The 15,030-nt window shown below is 62.0% G+C and carries 17 protein-coding genes, 1 tRNA gene, 1 pseudogene and 1 riboswitch; of the genes and pseudogenes, 8 read left to right on the plus strand and 11 right to left on the minus strand.

Annotation, left to right across the window (positions count from 1 at the left end; genetic code table 11):
• The 3 genes from E5W87_RS24560 to E5W87_RS24570 all read right to left on the minus strand — a co-directional run.
• Positions 1 to 500: methyltransferase dimerization domain-containing protein (locus E5W87_RS24560; protein ID WP_292403434.1), on the minus strand; the 500-nt coding region annotated here is incomplete at its 3' end.
• Entirely contained in the window at positions 470 to 817 is a 348-nt protein-coding gene (locus E5W87_RS24565) for a hypothetical protein (RefSeq protein ID WP_292403437.1), read from the minus strand. The genes E5W87_RS24560 and E5W87_RS24565, both read right to left, overlap by 31 nt.
• 41 nt (positions 818 to 858) lie before the next feature.
• Complete coding sequence (locus E5W87_RS24570) at positions 859 to 1,938, minus strand: mechanosensitive ion channel family protein (RefSeq protein WP_292403442.1); 1,080 nt, start codon at positions 1,936 to 1,938, stop codon at positions 859 to 861.
• Between the two features lie 247 nt (positions 1,939 to 2,185).
• Between E5W87_RS24570 and E5W87_RS24575 the strand changes: the two genes are divergently transcribed.
• The 4 genes from E5W87_RS24575 to E5W87_RS24590 all read left to right on the plus strand — a co-directional run bounded on the left by E5W87_RS24575 (position 2,186) and on the right by E5W87_RS24590 (position 3,940).
• Positions 2,186 to 2,260: transfer RNA gene (locus E5W87_RS24575), tRNA-Asn, on the plus strand.
• 178 nt (positions 2,261 to 2,438) lie between these two features.
• Positions 2,439 to 2,801 (plus strand): helix-turn-helix transcriptional regulator, encoded by a 363-nt coding sequence (locus E5W87_RS24580; RefSeq protein ID WP_292403445.1) that lies wholly within the window; start codon positions 2,439 to 2,441, stop codon positions 2,799 to 2,801.
• Entirely contained in the window at positions 2,782 to 3,303 is a 522-nt protein-coding gene (locus E5W87_RS24585) for an SRPBCC family protein (RefSeq protein WP_292403448.1), read from the plus strand. The genes E5W87_RS24580 and E5W87_RS24585 overlap by 20 nt, the downstream gene beginning before the upstream one ends.
• A 121-nt stretch (positions 3,304 to 3,424) precedes the next feature.
• Complete coding sequence (locus E5W87_RS24590; RefSeq protein WP_292403451.1) at positions 3,425 to 3,940, plus strand: CAP domain-containing protein; 516 nt, start codon at positions 3,425 to 3,427, stop codon at positions 3,938 to 3,940.
• Between the two features lie 28 nt (positions 3,941 to 3,968).
• Here the strand turns inward: E5W87_RS24590 and E5W87_RS24595 are convergent, their stop codons facing one another.
• The 6 genes from E5W87_RS24595 to E5W87_RS24620 form a co-directional block, all read right to left on the minus strand.
• The gene (locus E5W87_RS24595) at positions 3,969 to 5,504 is read right to left on the minus strand and encodes a DHA2 family efflux MFS transporter permease subunit (protein ID WP_292403454.1); all 1,536 of its coding nucleotides are present in this window, start codon (positions 5,502 to 5,504) and stop codon (positions 3,969 to 3,971) included.
• 423 nt (positions 5,505 to 5,927) lie between these two features.
• The gene (locus E5W87_RS24600) at positions 5,928 to 7,109 is read right to left on the minus strand and encodes an HlyD family secretion protein (protein WP_292403457.1); all 1,182 of its coding nucleotides are present in this window, start codon (positions 7,107 to 7,109) and stop codon (positions 5,928 to 5,930) included.
• Complete coding sequence (locus tag E5W87_RS24605) at positions 7,106 to 7,585, minus strand: MarR family winged helix-turn-helix transcriptional regulator (protein ID WP_292403460.1); 480 nt, start codon at positions 7,583 to 7,585, stop codon at positions 7,106 to 7,108. The genes E5W87_RS24600 and E5W87_RS24605 overlap by 4 nt, the downstream gene beginning before the upstream one ends.
• Positions 7,586 to 7,666: 81 nt before the next feature.
• The gene (locus E5W87_RS24610; protein ID WP_292403476.1) at positions 7,667 to 8,653 is read right to left on the minus strand and encodes an iron ABC transporter permease; all 987 of its coding nucleotides are present in this window, start codon (positions 8,651 to 8,653) and stop codon (positions 7,667 to 7,669) included.
• A gap of 29 nt (positions 8,654 to 8,682) precedes the next feature.
• A complete protein-coding gene (locus E5W87_RS24615; protein WP_292403463.1) occupies positions 8,683 to 9,630 on the minus strand; it encodes an ABC transporter substrate-binding protein in 948 nt (315 codons plus the stop codon).
• Positions 9,627 to 10,439, minus strand: coding sequence for an ABC transporter ATP-binding protein (locus E5W87_RS24620; RefSeq protein ID WP_292403465.1), 813 nt, complete (start codon positions 10,437 to 10,439; stop codon positions 9,627 to 9,629). Before E5W87_RS24620 ends, E5W87_RS24615 begins: the two co-directional genes overlap by 4 nt.
• A 91-nt stretch (positions 10,440 to 10,530) precedes the next feature.
• A riboswitch (cobalamin riboswitch) is annotated at positions 10,531 to 10,734 on the minus strand.
• A 276-nt stretch (positions 10,735 to 11,010) separates the two neighbouring features.
• Between E5W87_RS24620 and E5W87_RS24625 the strand changes: the two genes are divergently transcribed.
• Entirely contained in the window at positions 11,011 to 11,844 is an 834-nt protein-coding gene (locus tag E5W87_RS24625) for an AraC family transcriptional regulator (protein WP_292403467.1), read from the plus strand.
• Between the two features lie 45 nt (positions 11,845 to 11,889).
• Here the strand turns inward: E5W87_RS24625 and E5W87_RS24630 are convergent, their stop codons facing one another.
• Complete coding sequence (locus tag E5W87_RS24630; RefSeq protein ID WP_292403470.1) at positions 11,890 to 12,825, minus strand: helix-turn-helix domain-containing GNAT family N-acetyltransferase; 936 nt, start codon at positions 12,823 to 12,825, stop codon at positions 11,890 to 11,892.
• Between the two features lie 76 nt (positions 12,826 to 12,901).
• Positions 12,902 to 13,777, minus strand: a complete 876-nt coding sequence (locus E5W87_RS24635) for a hypothetical protein (RefSeq protein WP_292403473.1) — start codon at positions 13,775 to 13,777, stop codon at positions 12,902 to 12,904.
• Positions 13,778 to 14,032: 255 nt separating this feature from the next.
• Here E5W87_RS24635 and E5W87_RS24640 point away from each other — a divergent pair.
• From E5W87_RS24640 to E5W87_RS24650, 3 genes and pseudogenes are all read left to right on the plus strand, one after another.
• Positions 14,033 to 14,170, plus strand: a pseudogene (locus E5W87_RS24640) (methyltransferase type 11); the annotation flags it as partial.
• A 168-nt stretch (positions 14,171 to 14,338) separates the two neighbouring features.
• On the plus strand, positions 14,339 to 14,638 hold the full coding sequence (locus E5W87_RS24645; protein WP_292403479.1) for a hypothetical protein: 300 nt from the start codon (positions 14,339 to 14,341) through the stop codon (positions 14,636 to 14,638).
• 160 nt (positions 14,639 to 14,798) lie between these two features.
• A partial coding sequence (locus tag E5W87_RS24650; protein ID WP_287196452.1) for a co-chaperone GroES occupies positions 14,799 to 15,030 on the plus strand: 232 nt, incomplete at its 3' end.

A 15,030-nucleotide genomic window follows, 5' to 3' on the forward strand; every position in this document is an offset into this window, starting at 1 on the left:
CCCCCGCCGATGTCGATCACCGAACCGATCGCCGAGAGGTCCATCTCCCGGGCCAGATGTCGGCCGAAAATCACCCCGCCCGGTGCGAGCATGCGGCTGAAGGCCGCCGCGGCCTCGGGCCCCGCTTCGGAAAAGTCGTGCAGCGCAGCCGGCCGGTTCTGTCGCAGCGACTCTGCGGTCAGCAGGTCGGCTCCCCAGAGCTCGCGCAGGAGCGCATGATCGCCGCCGCGATAGGTCGGCTTGGACGCGTCGAGGAAGGCCGACGCTTCGGCTCCGTTGCGAAATTGACCATCCTTGACTTCGAGGAGACCGATGCTGGCGAGCGCGTAGAGGAGCCGCGAGAGACGATCGGGCTCGACTTTGAGCGCGGCCCCAAGGCTCACAGCAGTCACCGAGCTGCCACCGAGCCGGCTGAAGATGCCAAGGTCCAGCCCGGCGCGAAGCGCCAAGGCGGGGGGCACCGCTGCGATCAGGTTGTCGATCCGATCAGAATCCACCATGCCACTCCCCTTCCGCGATCCAGGACCGACTTTGAAGCAGCTCCGGAAGATCGGATCCGACCGGGGCGGCGCTTTCCGCCGGGCGCGATGGAAAGCGCTTGAAAGACCCGAGCGCGCTCAAGAAACAGCCAGCGCAGAAAGGTTTCATCCTTACCGAAGCCAAACCCAATCGCAATATCGGACGAGAAGAATGGGTGCAGCCATGTATGAAAGCCCCGCCAGCTCGCGCTATTGCCCTGCAGATACCGGATCAGCGAATTGTCCCCGCGATACATCCATGCGCGAGCCCGATCAACGGAGCCCATATAGTCGGTCATCCGGGCTTGCCTGCCGCGGCGCGGGCGGGGCGTGAGGAAGTTCACCTCAAATTGCTCTTCGGAAACAACACGCGATCGGGTTTTGCATTCATTCGCGCCAGCATTTCCTTGATCAGGCGTGTTTTGGTGCGCCCCGCTTCCTTCGGCGGCACGAGGTAACGCACGATGGCCTCGAGCCAGGTGTTTTCACTGACGCGAAAATGAACCACGGGATGCTCCTTCACTTCGAGTTCGTCCACCGGCGTTTGCGACAGGATGTGCTTATAGACCTTCACCTTCTGGCTCATGATGTCGCCGATCTGCTCGTCAACGACCTCTCTCATGGTTTTCGCTACGAATTCCAGATCGCTTTCATAAGCGAGCTGGAACTTGATTTCGTTCCAGACATAGGGAAACAGGGGCCAGGAATAGTTGAAGACCGGCGTGTCAAACACGGTGGAGTTCGGAAACTTGATGACGCGTCCGCTCGGATGATCGGTCCAAAGATGTTCGCCGCCGAATTCCCATAACGTCGTGTCGAGATAGCTGACATCAATGACATCGCCATGGGCATCGCCGATGCGAATGCGGTCGCCAACGCGATACGGCGCCCTGGCCAGAATATAAATCCACGCGATGAAACTGGAGATCGGCATTTGCAGCGCAAAGCCGAGAATCAGTGAAATCAGGCCGAGTGAAACAACCGCAGCATACCAGTTCACAAATAAGACTGAAATGGCCACGAAGACGATGGCGACGACGACCACCAATCGAAAAATACGTTGCAGGTTGAAACGCGAAACACGATTGGGAATTCGGCCAATGAGAAAGACTTCGATAACATTCGCAACGGTCAGCATAACGAAAATGAGAAGGCCGCCCCTGACGTAGTTCAGCACGCGAACGCGCAAAGGCGCGTCAAGCCATTCTAAGCGCCAATTGATCAGGACTTGGATGCCAAAAAGCAGCAAGGCAGCGGCAGCAAAACCAACCGTCCACCAGACGTCTTCCTTGCGAAGGCTGAAGCGGAATTTTTCCTCGGGCTTTTTCGCCTTCTGTTCGATAGTTTTTGGATCAGCAGTCTGTTGCGCGGCCCGTTCGAGTCGGGAAAGGTTCTCCTCTTCTTTGGCGCGCGGTTCCATGGGTTCACCTCCCGATGTGGCCATCAACACCCAGCCAGTGCCTTCTCGTTCTTCGACGGCGGCATTCCGGCAACGACCAATGTCAGTCGCTGACTGGCTCCTCGCCGATCCCCGAAAGCTGGCCTTCATTCCGGCGACCCCGTCCTTGGTAAAATAGGGCGGCAAGCAGAAGATGCGACGCCGCCACCATATTCGGCAAATGCCTTATAGCCCGATCCGAAATTAAGCTGAGTTTGGTACCAGCAGCTCCCCGATAGCTCACCGGTGGAGATCTCGAGTGTTAATCGAGTGCCCGTTGGTTCGAATCCAACTCGGGGAGCCAGCCTTCATCGGCCGGAAGATAGCAGACGCTCTGCCCTGCTCGGACCAAGGGCTTGAGGATCGCCGAGTCGATCTAATCTGCATCGAAATGAGATCAACTTGGAAACGCAGCGGCGGCACGCACTGCGTGCCCGCCTTCCCTTGCATGCCGCCAATCCGTCTGTTACATACTGAACTATATGGTTCAGTATGATCGAGCCCGCTTAGATACCTCGTTCGCCGCGCTCTCGGACGCCACCCGGCGCGGCGTTTTGGAGCAACTCGGACGAGCAGACGCCTCGATCACGGACCTTGCCGAAAAGTTCCACATGACCCTCACTGGCATGAAGAAGCACGTCGGCGTCTTGGAGAAGGCGGGGCTCGTCACCACGGAGAAGGTTGGGCGCGTGCGGACCTGCAAGCTTGGCCTACGCGTACTGGAGGAAGAGGCGGCATGGATCGAGAGGCACCGCCAGCTCTGGGACGCACGCTTCAACGAGTTGGACAAGGTTGTCGAGGAATTGAAACGGAAGGAGAAAGTCGATGGACGAAACAAGAGCTAGTGAGCCCACCCCCATGCAGAACCGCACGATGGTGGAACGGAAGTCCGACCGGGAGCTGGTCGTTACGCGAACCTTTGACGCGCCGGCGCGCACCGTGTTCGAGGCTTGGACCAAGCCCGAGCTGTTCATGCGGTGGTGGGCACCGAAGTCGATGGGCATGTTCCTGCGTTCCTGCGAGATGGATGTTCGTACCGGGGGCAAATACCGTCTCGAGTTCGGGCAGGATGCCTCAAACTCCATGGCATTCTTCGGTAAGTATATCGAAGCGACACCGTACTCGCGCCTCGTCTGGACCAATGACGAGGGTGGTGACGGTGGACCCATCACCACGGTGACCTTCGAGGAAAAAGGTGGCAAGACGCTGCTGGTCATGCACGAGCTCTATCCCTCAAAGGAAGCTCTCGACGCTGCCGGCACCGGGGCGGCGGATGCGATGGGCGAGACGTTCGAGCAATTGGACGAGCTTCTCGTCACGCTAGGCGCGGGCGTGAGACAATCATAACCTTCAATCTCGCGGTCGGCACCACGCGTCGGATTCACCACCGTGAAGTTGAACCGCGCCGAGCGAGATTTTTTGAATGCCTGCCCGGCAAAAGCCATGATCGCGGTTATGTCAGGCGGGCATGAATGTTACGAAAATCGAAAATTGCGAAGTCCGATCAAGCCTTAACCGGCGCACGCTGCTGAAAGGCGCGGGCCTTGCGGCACTGGCCGGGCTCGCCGCCTGCGCCACGGTGCTGCCCACCGGCGAAGGCGCCGGTGTCTCTGCCTCGGCCGCCGGCACGCTGACGGGCATCCGCGCCTCAGCCGGTCTTGGACCGCTTGTCCCCGATCCTCGACTCGAACAGGCAGCCTTGCAGCAGGCCGGCTATATGGCGCGTGGCGGCCGCATGACCCACACCACTGGCTGGGGCAAGGGATTTGCGTCGCGCGTCAAGGGCAACGGCATCAACGGTGCTGCCGCCGAAAACATCGCCGAGGGCCGTTTCGATCAGCAGAAGCTGTTCGACATCTGGATGCATTCGGCCGGCCACCGCCGTAACATGCTCGACCCGCGCTTCACCCGTTTTGGCCTCGCCTATGTGCGGGACGGCCGCGACAGCGCGCGGCGCTACTGGAGCCTCGTTCTGGGCAAATAGGAGGCGTGACCGGCACGCCGACGAGCCGTCAGTCCATGTGCGCGGCGGGTGCCCCGCCGGCGGCCGGACCAGCCTTTGGCTTGCGCAGCAGGAAAACAAACGGGATGGCAAGCAGCGTCATCATCATCAGCAGCTTGAAGTCGTTGATGTAAGAGATCATCATCGCCTGGATATTGACCATGCCATCCATCCGGGAAAGCGCCGTCGGATCGCCGCCCGCTGCTGCCGGCGACGCCGCCCACAAGTTGGGATTGAACGGATTGATGTAAGCCGAGAGCTCGGCATGGTTGACCTGGGTGTTGCGCACCAGCAGAACCGTCACCACCGACACGCCGATCGACGAGCCAAGATTGCGCACCAGGCTGAACAGCGCGGTGGCATCGGTGCGGAAGCGCGCGTCGAGCGTGGCGAAAGCCACGGTCGACAGCGGCACGAACACCATTCCCATTCCCAGCCCCTGGATGACGCCCGAGCTGAGGATCAGCCAATTGTCCATCTGCGGCGAGAAGCTGGACATGGTGTAGAGCGACTGCGCGGTCAGCAAAAAGCCGATGACGACGAGGATCCTGGCATCGACCTTGTGCATGATGCGGCCGACCAGGAGCATCGCAATCATCGTGCCAACACCGCGTGGCCCCAAGACGATGCCGATTGTGAGCGTCGGATAGCCGAAGATGGTCGCCAGCATCGGCGGCAGCAGCGACATGCTGGCAAGGATGAGCACGCCCATGACGAAGATGAACGCCAGCCCGGTCACGAAATTGCGGTCGAGGAAGATCTTGGGGTCGATGAAGGGGTGCTCCGCCGTCACCGTGTGAATGATGAACACCCAGAAGCCGGTCAGCGAAAGACCGAGCTCGATCCAGATCTCGACCGAGGAAAACCAGTCGACCTCGCCGCCGCGATCCAGCATCAGCTGCAGCGCGCCGACGCCGAGCGAGAGCATGGCGAAGCCGAAGAAATCGAAGCTGCGTATCCGCCTTGCAACGGCCGGCAAGTAGGCGGCCATGCCAAGGAAGGCGAGAATGCCGACCGGCAGGTTGATGAAGAACACCCAGCGCCAGTTGAAATTCTCGGTCAGCCAGCCACCCAGCGTTGGGCCCAGAATCGGCCCCAGCATGATGCCGGCGCCCCAGATGGCCATGGCCTGGCCGTGGCGCTCCTTCGGGTTGATGTCGAGCAGGAAGGTCTGTGACAGCGGCACGATTGCCGCGCCGAACACGCCCTGCATCAGCCGGAAGAACACCATGGTCTCCAGACTCCAGGCGATGCCGCACAGCATGGAGAATACGGTGAAGCCGACCACCGACGTCAGGAACAGCTCCTTGCGGCCGAAGCGGTCGGCCAGCCAGCCGGTCACCGGCGTCATGATCGCCGCGGCAACGATGTAGGAGGTCAGCACCCAGTTGATGTTGTCGGGGGAGGCGCCGAGATCGCCGGTCATGGTCGGCAGCGCGACGTTGGCGATCGTGGTGTCGAGCGCCTGCATGATCGTCGCCAGCATGAGCGCCACGGTAATCAGGCCGTGGTGCGGTACTTCGCGAAAGGGTTCTGGCGTGCTCATGTGGTGGAACTTCCGGCAGATAACAAAAACGTGTACTAGAGCGACGTGCGTCCATTTGGACGCACAAAGTACGCTCTAGTACTTTTAGTCAGCGCATCGTGCTTTCCGAAAATCGATTCCGATTTTCGGGCCGATGCGCTAGGTTTCCGGGCGGCGCGGCCTCCGTATGGAGAGACCCTCATCGCGGTGGGACGCGACTATCGATGTGGGGGTTACATCGACCGAGCGTCTCGATAAAACGGCGCCTGCCGCCCGGAAACCTGAGGACCGAAACGGGTCTGCGTCGAGTTGTTCAGGCTACGGTCAGGCCGCAACGCAGCCCGATCCAAACCCTAACCCCTGGCGCATCTCCCATCGGACCAATCCTGTCAGCTGCGTTCCTCTCCGTGCGCGGCCAGCATTCTACTTGTTGCGTCTCAGACCTCATCGTTGCGCCTCACCCGCCGTGGCGTGGCCGAAGATGCTGGGAAGCCCGCGGGAAACGCCGGTGTCCACCGTGACGGTCGCGCTCATGCCGGTGCGCAGCGCCATCTTGGCGTCGGCATCGGTCAGTTGCAGGCGCACCGGAATGCGCTGGGTGACCTTGACCCAGTTGCCGGTGGCGTTCTGGGCGGGCAACAGCGAGAACTCGGCTCCCGTGCCGGCGCCGATCGCTTTGACGGTGGCTTCGAACGTCTTGCCCGGATAGGTGTCAACCACGATTTCAGCCTTCTGGCCGGGCTTCATGTGGGTGAGCTGGGTTTCCTTGAAGTTGGCATCGATCCAGGTGTCCCCGGTCTCGACCAGCGAAAACAGCGGCGTGCCCGAGCCGACATACTGGCCGACCTTGAACGAGGCAGCCTGGCTGACGATGCCATCGGCCGGCGCCCTGACAGTGGTCTGCGCCAAATCGTAGGCAGCTTTGTCGCGCGCGGCGAGCGCCGCCATCACGGTCGGATGCTTGTCGGTCTCGATATCGGGATTGCCGCCAAGGCCCGCCTTGGCGCTGAGGATGCCCTGCTCGGCCACGGCCAGTTGCTGCTTGGCCTTGTCGAGATCGTTCCTGGCCTCGTCCAGCGACGACTTGGCGTTGATGCCCTTGCGGGCAAGGTCGGCGGCCCGGTCGTATTGCGACTGCGCGTAGTCGACCTGGCTGGCGTCCGACTTCTCCTGCGCCAGCGCCTGGCTGTAGGCTGCACGCAGCTGCTCGACATTGAGGCGTGCCCCGGCTACCGCCGCGTCGGCCTGCGCCAGCGCGATCCGGTTGGGCTCGGGATCGATGACGAACAGCACATCGCCCTGCTTGACAGACTGGTTGTCGAAAATGTCGACCTGAACGATACGGCCCGCCGTATCGGCGGCAATCGACACCTTGGCCTGCTGCAGATTGGCGTTTTCGGTTTCCTGGTAGCGGCCACCGGTCACCCAGACATAGCTGCCGCCGGCGATCAGTGCCACGGGGAGCGCAAACATCAAAAGGAAGCGGCCGGCACGGCGCTTCTTCTTCGGCACCACCGGCGCCGGTGCTAGCTGCGGAGCGACCGCCACCGGAGCTGCCGCCGGCTGCGCCGGAGCTTCCACCTCCAGCTTGGTTGCGTTCTCATCTACCTTGGCTACCGCGTTCATGCTGCTGCGCCTTCTGCACTCTCGACTTTTTCGCCGGACGCCGTCTCGCCGTCCGCCAGGTTCTTGGCCATCGCCTCCAGGCCCTTGATCAGGACGCGGCGATCTTCGAGCGACACGCCGGTCAGCGATTCCTCATAGACCTCGCCAGCAAGGCTCTTGATCTCTGCGTAGGCCTCACTGGCTTTGGCGGTCGGGAAGATCATGCGGACGCGGCGGTCGGTGGCGTCGGAACGGCGCTCGATCCAGCCGCTCTCCTCCATGCGGTCGACCAGGCGCGACACGCTGATCGGCTCGATCTCGAGAAGCTCGGCGAGCCGCGCTTGCGTGATGCCTTCTTCCTTGGCGACGCGGACCATAAGCCGCCATTGCGCCGAGGAAAGGCCGAGCCCACTGGCCTTCGCCTCGAAGCGCTTGCGCATCAGGCGCTGCACGTCGTGGATCAAAAAGCCCAATCTGTCGATACCGTCGGAATCCATGAGCGGCATATATTATAAGCGTGCTCACTATTCAAGACGCGGCATTATGCCAGAAGCCGGAAAGTGTGGATGGCAGTCGCATCAGGAACGATTGCGAATGAGCATCGTGACCACGGAGAAAGCACCGACCGAGCTGGTGATGATGCCGATCGGCAGTTCCTGCGGCGGCAGCAGCGTGCGGGCGAGAAGGTCGCTTGCCAGCAACAGCACCGCTCCAAAGAGGGCGCAGCTTGCAATCAGTCGCAGATGCAGCGAGCCGGCCAGGGGCCGGGACAGATGCGGGATCATCAGGCCGACGAAACCTATGACGCCTGCGACCGAGACAAGGATCGCCGTCGAGAATGCGGCGACAAGAAACGTCGTCCTGCGCATCCGCGCAACCGGAACGCCGAGGGTTTCGGCGGCATTTTCGCCGGCCAGGAAAGCGTCGAGCCGACGGTGGTTCCAAAGTCCGAAGACAAGGATGGTGCCTGCGCCCAGAGCAGCCAGCCCGACATTGTCCCATCGCGCCAGCCCGAGCCCGCCCATCGTCCAGAACAGCACCGAGTGAGCGGCGCGCTGGTCGCCGGCAAAGACGAGATAGTTGGTCAAGGCGGTGAACATGAACGAGACGGCGAGGCCGGCCAGGATCAGCCGTTCGGGGCCTTGCCCCCTCACCCGCGAAACCAGCAAAAGCACGATGCCGGCGGCCAGTATGCCGCCGGTGAACGCAGCGACCGGCAACGTCCAGATGCCGAACTGGTCGCCAAAAATGGTGATGACGGAAACCGCGCCGGCCGCGGCACCGGAAGACAGGCCGAACAAGAACGGATCGGCGAGGTCGTTGCGCGTTACCGTCTGCAGCAGCGCGCCGATGCCGCCTAGCCCGGCGCCGACGCAGATGGCCATGATCGTGCGCGGCAGCCTGAGATCGACAACGATCTTGGCGACCGGACCGGACACGATGTCTCCGCCCAGTCCGGCCGCATGTCCGAGCGCAGCGACCACATCGCTCAACGCTATGACCGTCGATCCATAGGCGATCGACAGCAGAGCAAGGGCGGCGATTGCCGCTGCTCCTGCTGTCATGGTCAATTCGAATGTCCTGTGGCGCAAGCTCAGAAGGCTTCCGGGTGCATCGCCCTGGCGATCTTGCCGATCGCCTCAATGTTGGCAGGCCCAGGCGTCAGCTCGGCATAGCGCAGCGCGACGAAGCGCTCATTCCTAACCGCATCGGTCTCCTTCATCGCCGGATGCACCTTCAGGAAATCGAGCAGTTTCCTGTAGCCGCCACCGTCCTGGTAATCGAGCAGGATCAGGAATTGCGGATTGCGGGAAGCGACCGTTTCCCAATCCGTGTTGCCCCAGCTCGTCTGCATGTCGGCCATGATGTTGTCGCCGCCGGCAGCGGCGATCATGGCGCTGGGGATGGCGAACTTGCCTGATGTGAAGGGTTTGTCTTCGCCGGAGTCGTAAAGAAACACGCGCGTTCCCTTGTGGTCGCCGACCTTCGCCGTGATATCGGCAAGTTGCGCTTTCCAGTTCGAAACAAGTTTTTTCGCCTCGGCTTGCTTGTCGAAAATCTTGCCCAGCTTTTCGATGTCGCCATAGAGCAGATCCATCGAGGCGGCGGGGCGGTTGTTGTCGAGATGGACGCAGCTTTCCGTCAGCACCAGCGTCTTGATGCCGTGCGGAGCCAGCGTATCGGGCGTCACCTCGCCGCCCGGCTTCATGCCGTAATACCAGCCGGCGAAGAAGAAATCGGGCTCGACGGCGACGAGGTTTTCAAGTGTCGGATATTTCGACGCGAGTTCCGGGATCGAGCCCTGCTCGGCCTTGAATTCCGGACCGACCTTGTACCATCCGATGATGCCGGTCAGGCCAACGATCGACGCTTGCAGCCCCAGTGCGAAGGCCATCTCGGCCATGTTCATATCCTGGATGACGGCGCGCTTCGGCGCGGCGTCGAACGTCAGCGGCGTGCCGCAGCTGTCAACAGTTACCGGGAAAGCAAAGGCGGTCTGGGCAAGCAGGAGGGAGGCAAAAGACAGTGCGAGGCGCTTCACAGATGTTGCTCCGTGGTCAAATCGGAAGAGGCACGGTTCGGAACTTCGAAAACCGTGAGTTCGCGGTCTTCGGTGGGATGGCGCAGCCGAAGCACGTCGACGCCGAAAGTCTCGCGGATCAACTGCTTGGTCAGCGCCTCGCGCGGACCGGCAAGCGCCTGCAGGCGGGCCTCGTTCATCACCGCCACTCTGGTGGCAAATGGCGTGACCAGCGACAGATCATGAAGCACCGCCACGACGGTCATGCCAAACTGCGACACGAGCTCGAGAAGCTCGCTGCGGGCGCGCGGATCGAGATGATTGGTCGGTTCATCGAGGAACAGGATTTTTGGCTCCTGAGCGATGGCGCGCGCAAGCTGGGCGCGTTGTCGCTCGCCACCGGACAGCGAGCCGATCGTGCGGCCGAGCAGCGGCAGCAGGCCGGTTCTGCGAAGCGCTTCTACGACGATGTCGCGTTGCTCGCTCCTCCGTCGCAAGCCGGCATGCGGGACGCGGCCAAGCTCGACGTAGTCGATCACGGCGAGCCGCGGATCAGGCTGATCGGTCTGGCCGACGACAGCCATGTGCAGCGCCCGCTCGGCGGCCGAAAATGTCTCCAGCCGGCGGCCGGAAAATCTCACATCTCCCGCGCTTGGCCGCAGCGTACCGCATAGCATGCGCAGCAGCGTCGTCTTGCCGGCGCCGTTGGGGCCGATGATGGCGAGGCGGTCGCCCGCTGCCACCGAAAGGCTGACCGCGCTGACCAGGCATTGGTCATTCGCGGTCGCGCTCAGTTCACGCGCTTCAAGAAGAGGCTGGGAGGCGTCCAACTTACCGTCACTTTCTCAATGGCGACGGAAGGAAGCTGGACGGACCGGCCGACAAGACCGATGTCCACGTCTCCTCCCGGCACACCCCGTCCGGTCAACTCATGCTGATGGCAGGTCTCCTGGCTCGCGGGTCTTTGCGCCATCCTGCCTTCCCAGCCTTGCCGGCCAGTGGCATTTCGGATTTTGCTAACCGCTTACAGTTGCGGGGGCAGCCACGGTCTCGATCCGAAGATCTCACCGTGTTCCCTTTTCACCCCTTGCCTTCGACTCGGGGACCATCACTCAGACACCGTAGTTTTCCGCCAATCACAGCGCAATAAATTTCCGGGGTTGGAACAGCCGCTGGAGCAAGGGTCTTGTCAGAAGGAGCCATACGAGTCTCGTTATGTAATAACATTACCATGTAAAAGACGTTGCTTGCTCCTGTCAAGCTCTTTCGCCTGACACCTTCGACTTGCCGGCCGCCGTCGCTCGCGATTTGCGCAGTGCGCAATTTCGATCAAACTGCGTGCTCCAGGAAACGGCATGATGACCTGCCGACGCGAAGACCCGAGCCCATGCAAGGAGCCATATGAACCCGACCGAGAAAGCGCTGTGGTTCGTCGAAAGCCATCTGCCGGAATCCGTCTCGCTCGATGATGTCGCCAAGGGCAGCGGGGTGTCGCGCTTTCACGTGACGCGGGCTTTCGGTGCGGCGACCGGCCGTTCGGTGATGGGCTACATGCGTTCTCGCCGGCTGACCGAAGCGGCGCGCAAGCTCGCCGCCGGTGCACCCGACATCCTCTCGGTCGCGCTCGATGCCGGCTACGCCTCGCATGAGGCCTTCACCCGCGCCTTCCGCGACCAGTTCGGCACCACGCCGGAACTGGTGCGCGCGCAAGGCTCGCTCGACAATCTTGATCTCGTGGAGCCGATCCTGATGGACCAGTCCTTCCTCACCACTCTCGATCCGCCGCGTTTTGAGACCAGCCGGCCGTTTCTCATCGCCGGTCTCGGCGAACGCTACAGCTGCGAAACCAGCGCCGGCATCCCGATGCAGTGGCAAAGGTTCGGCCCCTTTATCGGCAACATCCCGGGCGAGATCGGCGACGTCGCCTATGGCGTCTGCGTCAACGGCGACGACACCGGCAATTTCGATTACATCGCCGGTGTCGAGGTGTCCGATTTTTCGGACCTGCCGAGGGAGTTTTCGCGCGTGCGCGTGCCGGCGCAGAAATACGCCGTGTTCGCCCATCGTGACCACATCTCGACCATCCGCCGCACGGTCAACACGATCTGGAACAAATGGCTGCCGGCCTCCGGGCACGAGATCGCCGATGCGCCCGAATTCGAGCGCTACGGCCCCGAATTCGATCCGCGCAGCGGCAATGGCGGGCTGGAAATCTGGATACCGGTGAAGGGGTGAAGCGCGGCCGGCCGCAGGCCCGATGCGGAAGCGCAGGAAGCGCCGCTACAGCTCCAGGTTCCAGTTCTGGCCGACCAGATCCTTGCCGAAGGAATGGTGGCGCTCCTCCTCGGCCAGCTTGAACCCGGCCGCCTCGTAGATGTGGCGGGCAGCGGCGAGCACGTCGTTGGTCCACAGCGTCAGCGTCTTGTATCCCTTCGCACGGGAAAAGCCGATGCATTCCTCGACCAGCCGCTTGCCGATGCCGAGACCGCGCGCCGAGGGTTCGACATAGAGCAGGCGCAGCTTTGCCACCGCGTCCGAATTCCGCACGACAAAGACCGAGCCGACGACTTCCCCGTCCCGCTCGGCGATCCAGCTGCGCTCCCATTTCGGATCGAAGGATTTGACGAAGGCGCCGAGGATTTCGGCGACCAGTGCCTCATAGGTTTCGTCCCAGCCATACTCCTGCGCGTAGAGCAGGCCCTGGCGATGGATGATCCAGCCGATGTCGCCGACCTGCAAGGGCCGCAGCATGTAGGGAATTTTGGGCTCCGTGCCTTCGCCCAGCAGGCGCTGCACCGTCTGCATCGCCTTGACCAGCCTGTCCTGTTCCGGAGCGGAAAGCCGGTCGAGCAAGGCCGCGACCTGATCGTGCGAACCCTGGTTCAGCGGCGCGAAGGCCGTCCTTCCCGCCGGCGTCAGTGCGATCGACGAGCGCCGCGCATCGGCTTCCGTCGCTGCGCGCTCCACCAAGCCGCGCTCCTCGAACTTTTTCAACAACCGGCTGAGGTAGCCAGGGTCGAGACCGAGATCGCGCGCAAGATCGGTGGCGGTCAGGCCATCGCGATGCGCCAGTTCATAGAGCACCCGAGCCTCGGTCAGCGAGAAGGTGCTTTTCAGCCATCCTTCGTCGAGCAAGCCGATCTGACGGGTGTAGAAGCGGTTGAAGCCTCGCACCGCATCGATCCGCTCCTTGCCGGGTTGATGATGAATCGTCATGGCATCCTCCTGCTCGGCAAGATCAACCATTTACTTGACTTAGTCAAGCATCCAAGAAAAGGCCTGATCGTGGTAGTCAGGCATCCAATCGCCGGATCAGCCCTTCGAAACCATTCGCGAGATGAGAGGCGCCGGCCTCGAACATCTTCACGAGGTTTTTTGGGCGGCCGGGGGTCTTGTTGGCGTCCAGCAGCACCGCCCTGCCCTCATACATGACGAAATCGAATTTACCGTAGTCAAAACCGAGTTCGCGCCGCAGCTGGCGTATTTCCTGGGGAACAGGCACGGGCTCACGACGGATCGTTTCGGATGCCTTGACCAGAGCGTTTGGCGAGACGTAGCGGGTGCAACGTTCGCTCTCTCCGCAAAACACCCAGAACCGCGCCGCAAAACCATCAGGTTCTTTTTCCGGAATGAACTTGTCCACGACCAGATCGTCGCGCTCGAAGACGCCATCCGGGATATCACCAAGAGATCCGTAGACCTCATAGGGCTGCAGGGCCCGCATGTCCTGAAAAGGCGGTGGTTTCCTCGCGCGCCGCGCTCGCCGATTGAGGAGCGTCTCCGGAATGCCCTGGTTGTTGAGATTGCTTTTGACGATGACCGGGCCTTGCCAAGCGTCTCCCTCGTTCACCAACGCTCCGCTGATCCGTCGTTTGGATATGTCGGCCGTCCCGACATTGAGGCAGAATGGGAAACTCCGTGCATAGTCGAGATAGTCCGCGGGCGTTATCGTCGCATCGACATGCAGAACCGCGACGTCGGCACTGTATGTCTTCGACAGACCTTGCTGAATCCGGACCGAATGGCCGCGTCTTTTCAATTCTCCCAGAACGTCGAAAAGCAAATAGGGACTGCCCCTGCGCAGCAGGATATCGCGCTTGCCAAGGAACTGATCGTGCTCATGCGTTATGACGACGATACGCGCCACAGCTCCCCCCTTGGCTTCCATACCCACTTCCATTATGCGGCTATGAGCAGTTGACGCCAGCCTTTTTAGGCCCGACGGGCACGCATGACCAATCATTGGGACAGTTATCACCGTCACTGGATGCTCCTGGAGGCGCCGCTCCGGCCAACTCCGGAGACAGTTGGCATTGTCGAGCGCGAGCTTGACCTGGACGAGGCCGATGTTCTCCTGCTGGGCGTTACCCCGGAACTGGCCGGCCTCGGCAAGACGATGCTGGCCGTCGACGGATCCGCCGCCATGGTTTCGGGCGTTTGGCCGGGCGACAGCGCCTGCCGCAAGGCAACGACCGGGAACTGGCTGGACCTTCCGCTCAGCGGGGCCAGCGTCGGCGCGGTCATCGGCGACGGTTGTCTGACGGTCGTCGATTCCGTACGCGCTCGCCGCGCCCTCCTGGGCGAGGCTGCCAGAGTGCTGAAGCCCGGCAGCCGCGCGGCGATCCGCGCTTTCGCCGGGCCAGAGACTTTCGAGGATTTGGCTGATATCAAGGCCGAAGCCTTGGCCGGCGAGATCGGGAATTTCCATGCGCTCAAATGGCGGGTCGCCATGGCGTGTACGACCAGCGATGCCGATCGCGCCATAAATGTGCAGGTGATCCTCGACGCTTTTGACAAGACCTTCCCGGACCGCGAAGCCCTTGCCGCACGGACGGGATGGAGCATGGCGTCCATCGGCACCATCGATGTCTATGCGGGTTCCGAAACGACCTATTGCTTCGCGACGCTGGACATGCTGGTCGATGAGGCGCGCGACTGGTTCGACGAGGTGCGCGTCGTGCCGAGCGGATCGTATCCGCTGGCGGAACGATGCCCGCTTCTGGTGCTTGGTTCTCCGAGGCGTCAATAGTTCGTCGCCAGGCGTCGATCGGCTCACTCGGCGCCTTGACTCTCGCCGGCCACCGGCTTATCTCACCGCCACGTTAGCACTCGCCATCGGTGAGTGCTAACCAGGTCCGGCGCCGCCGGACGGAGGAACTGTTCTCACCATTCTCATCGAGGAATAAAAAATGGCAAAGTCGAAGTTCCGCCCGCTTCATGACCGCGTGGTCGTACGCCGGGTTGAATCCGAATCCAAGACCGCCGGCGGGATCATCATCCCCGATACGGCGAAGGAAAAGCCGCAGGAAGGCGAGATCATCGCCGTTGGTTCCGGCGCCCGTGACGAAGCCGGCAAGCTCGTCCCGCTGGACGTCAAGGCCGGCGACCGCATCCTGTTCGGCAAGTGGTCGGGCACCGAAG

The sequence above is a fragment of the Mesorhizobium sp. genome, assembly GCF_004962925.1.
GTDB lineage: Bacteria > Pseudomonadota > Alphaproteobacteria > Rhizobiales > Rhizobiaceae > Mesorhizobium.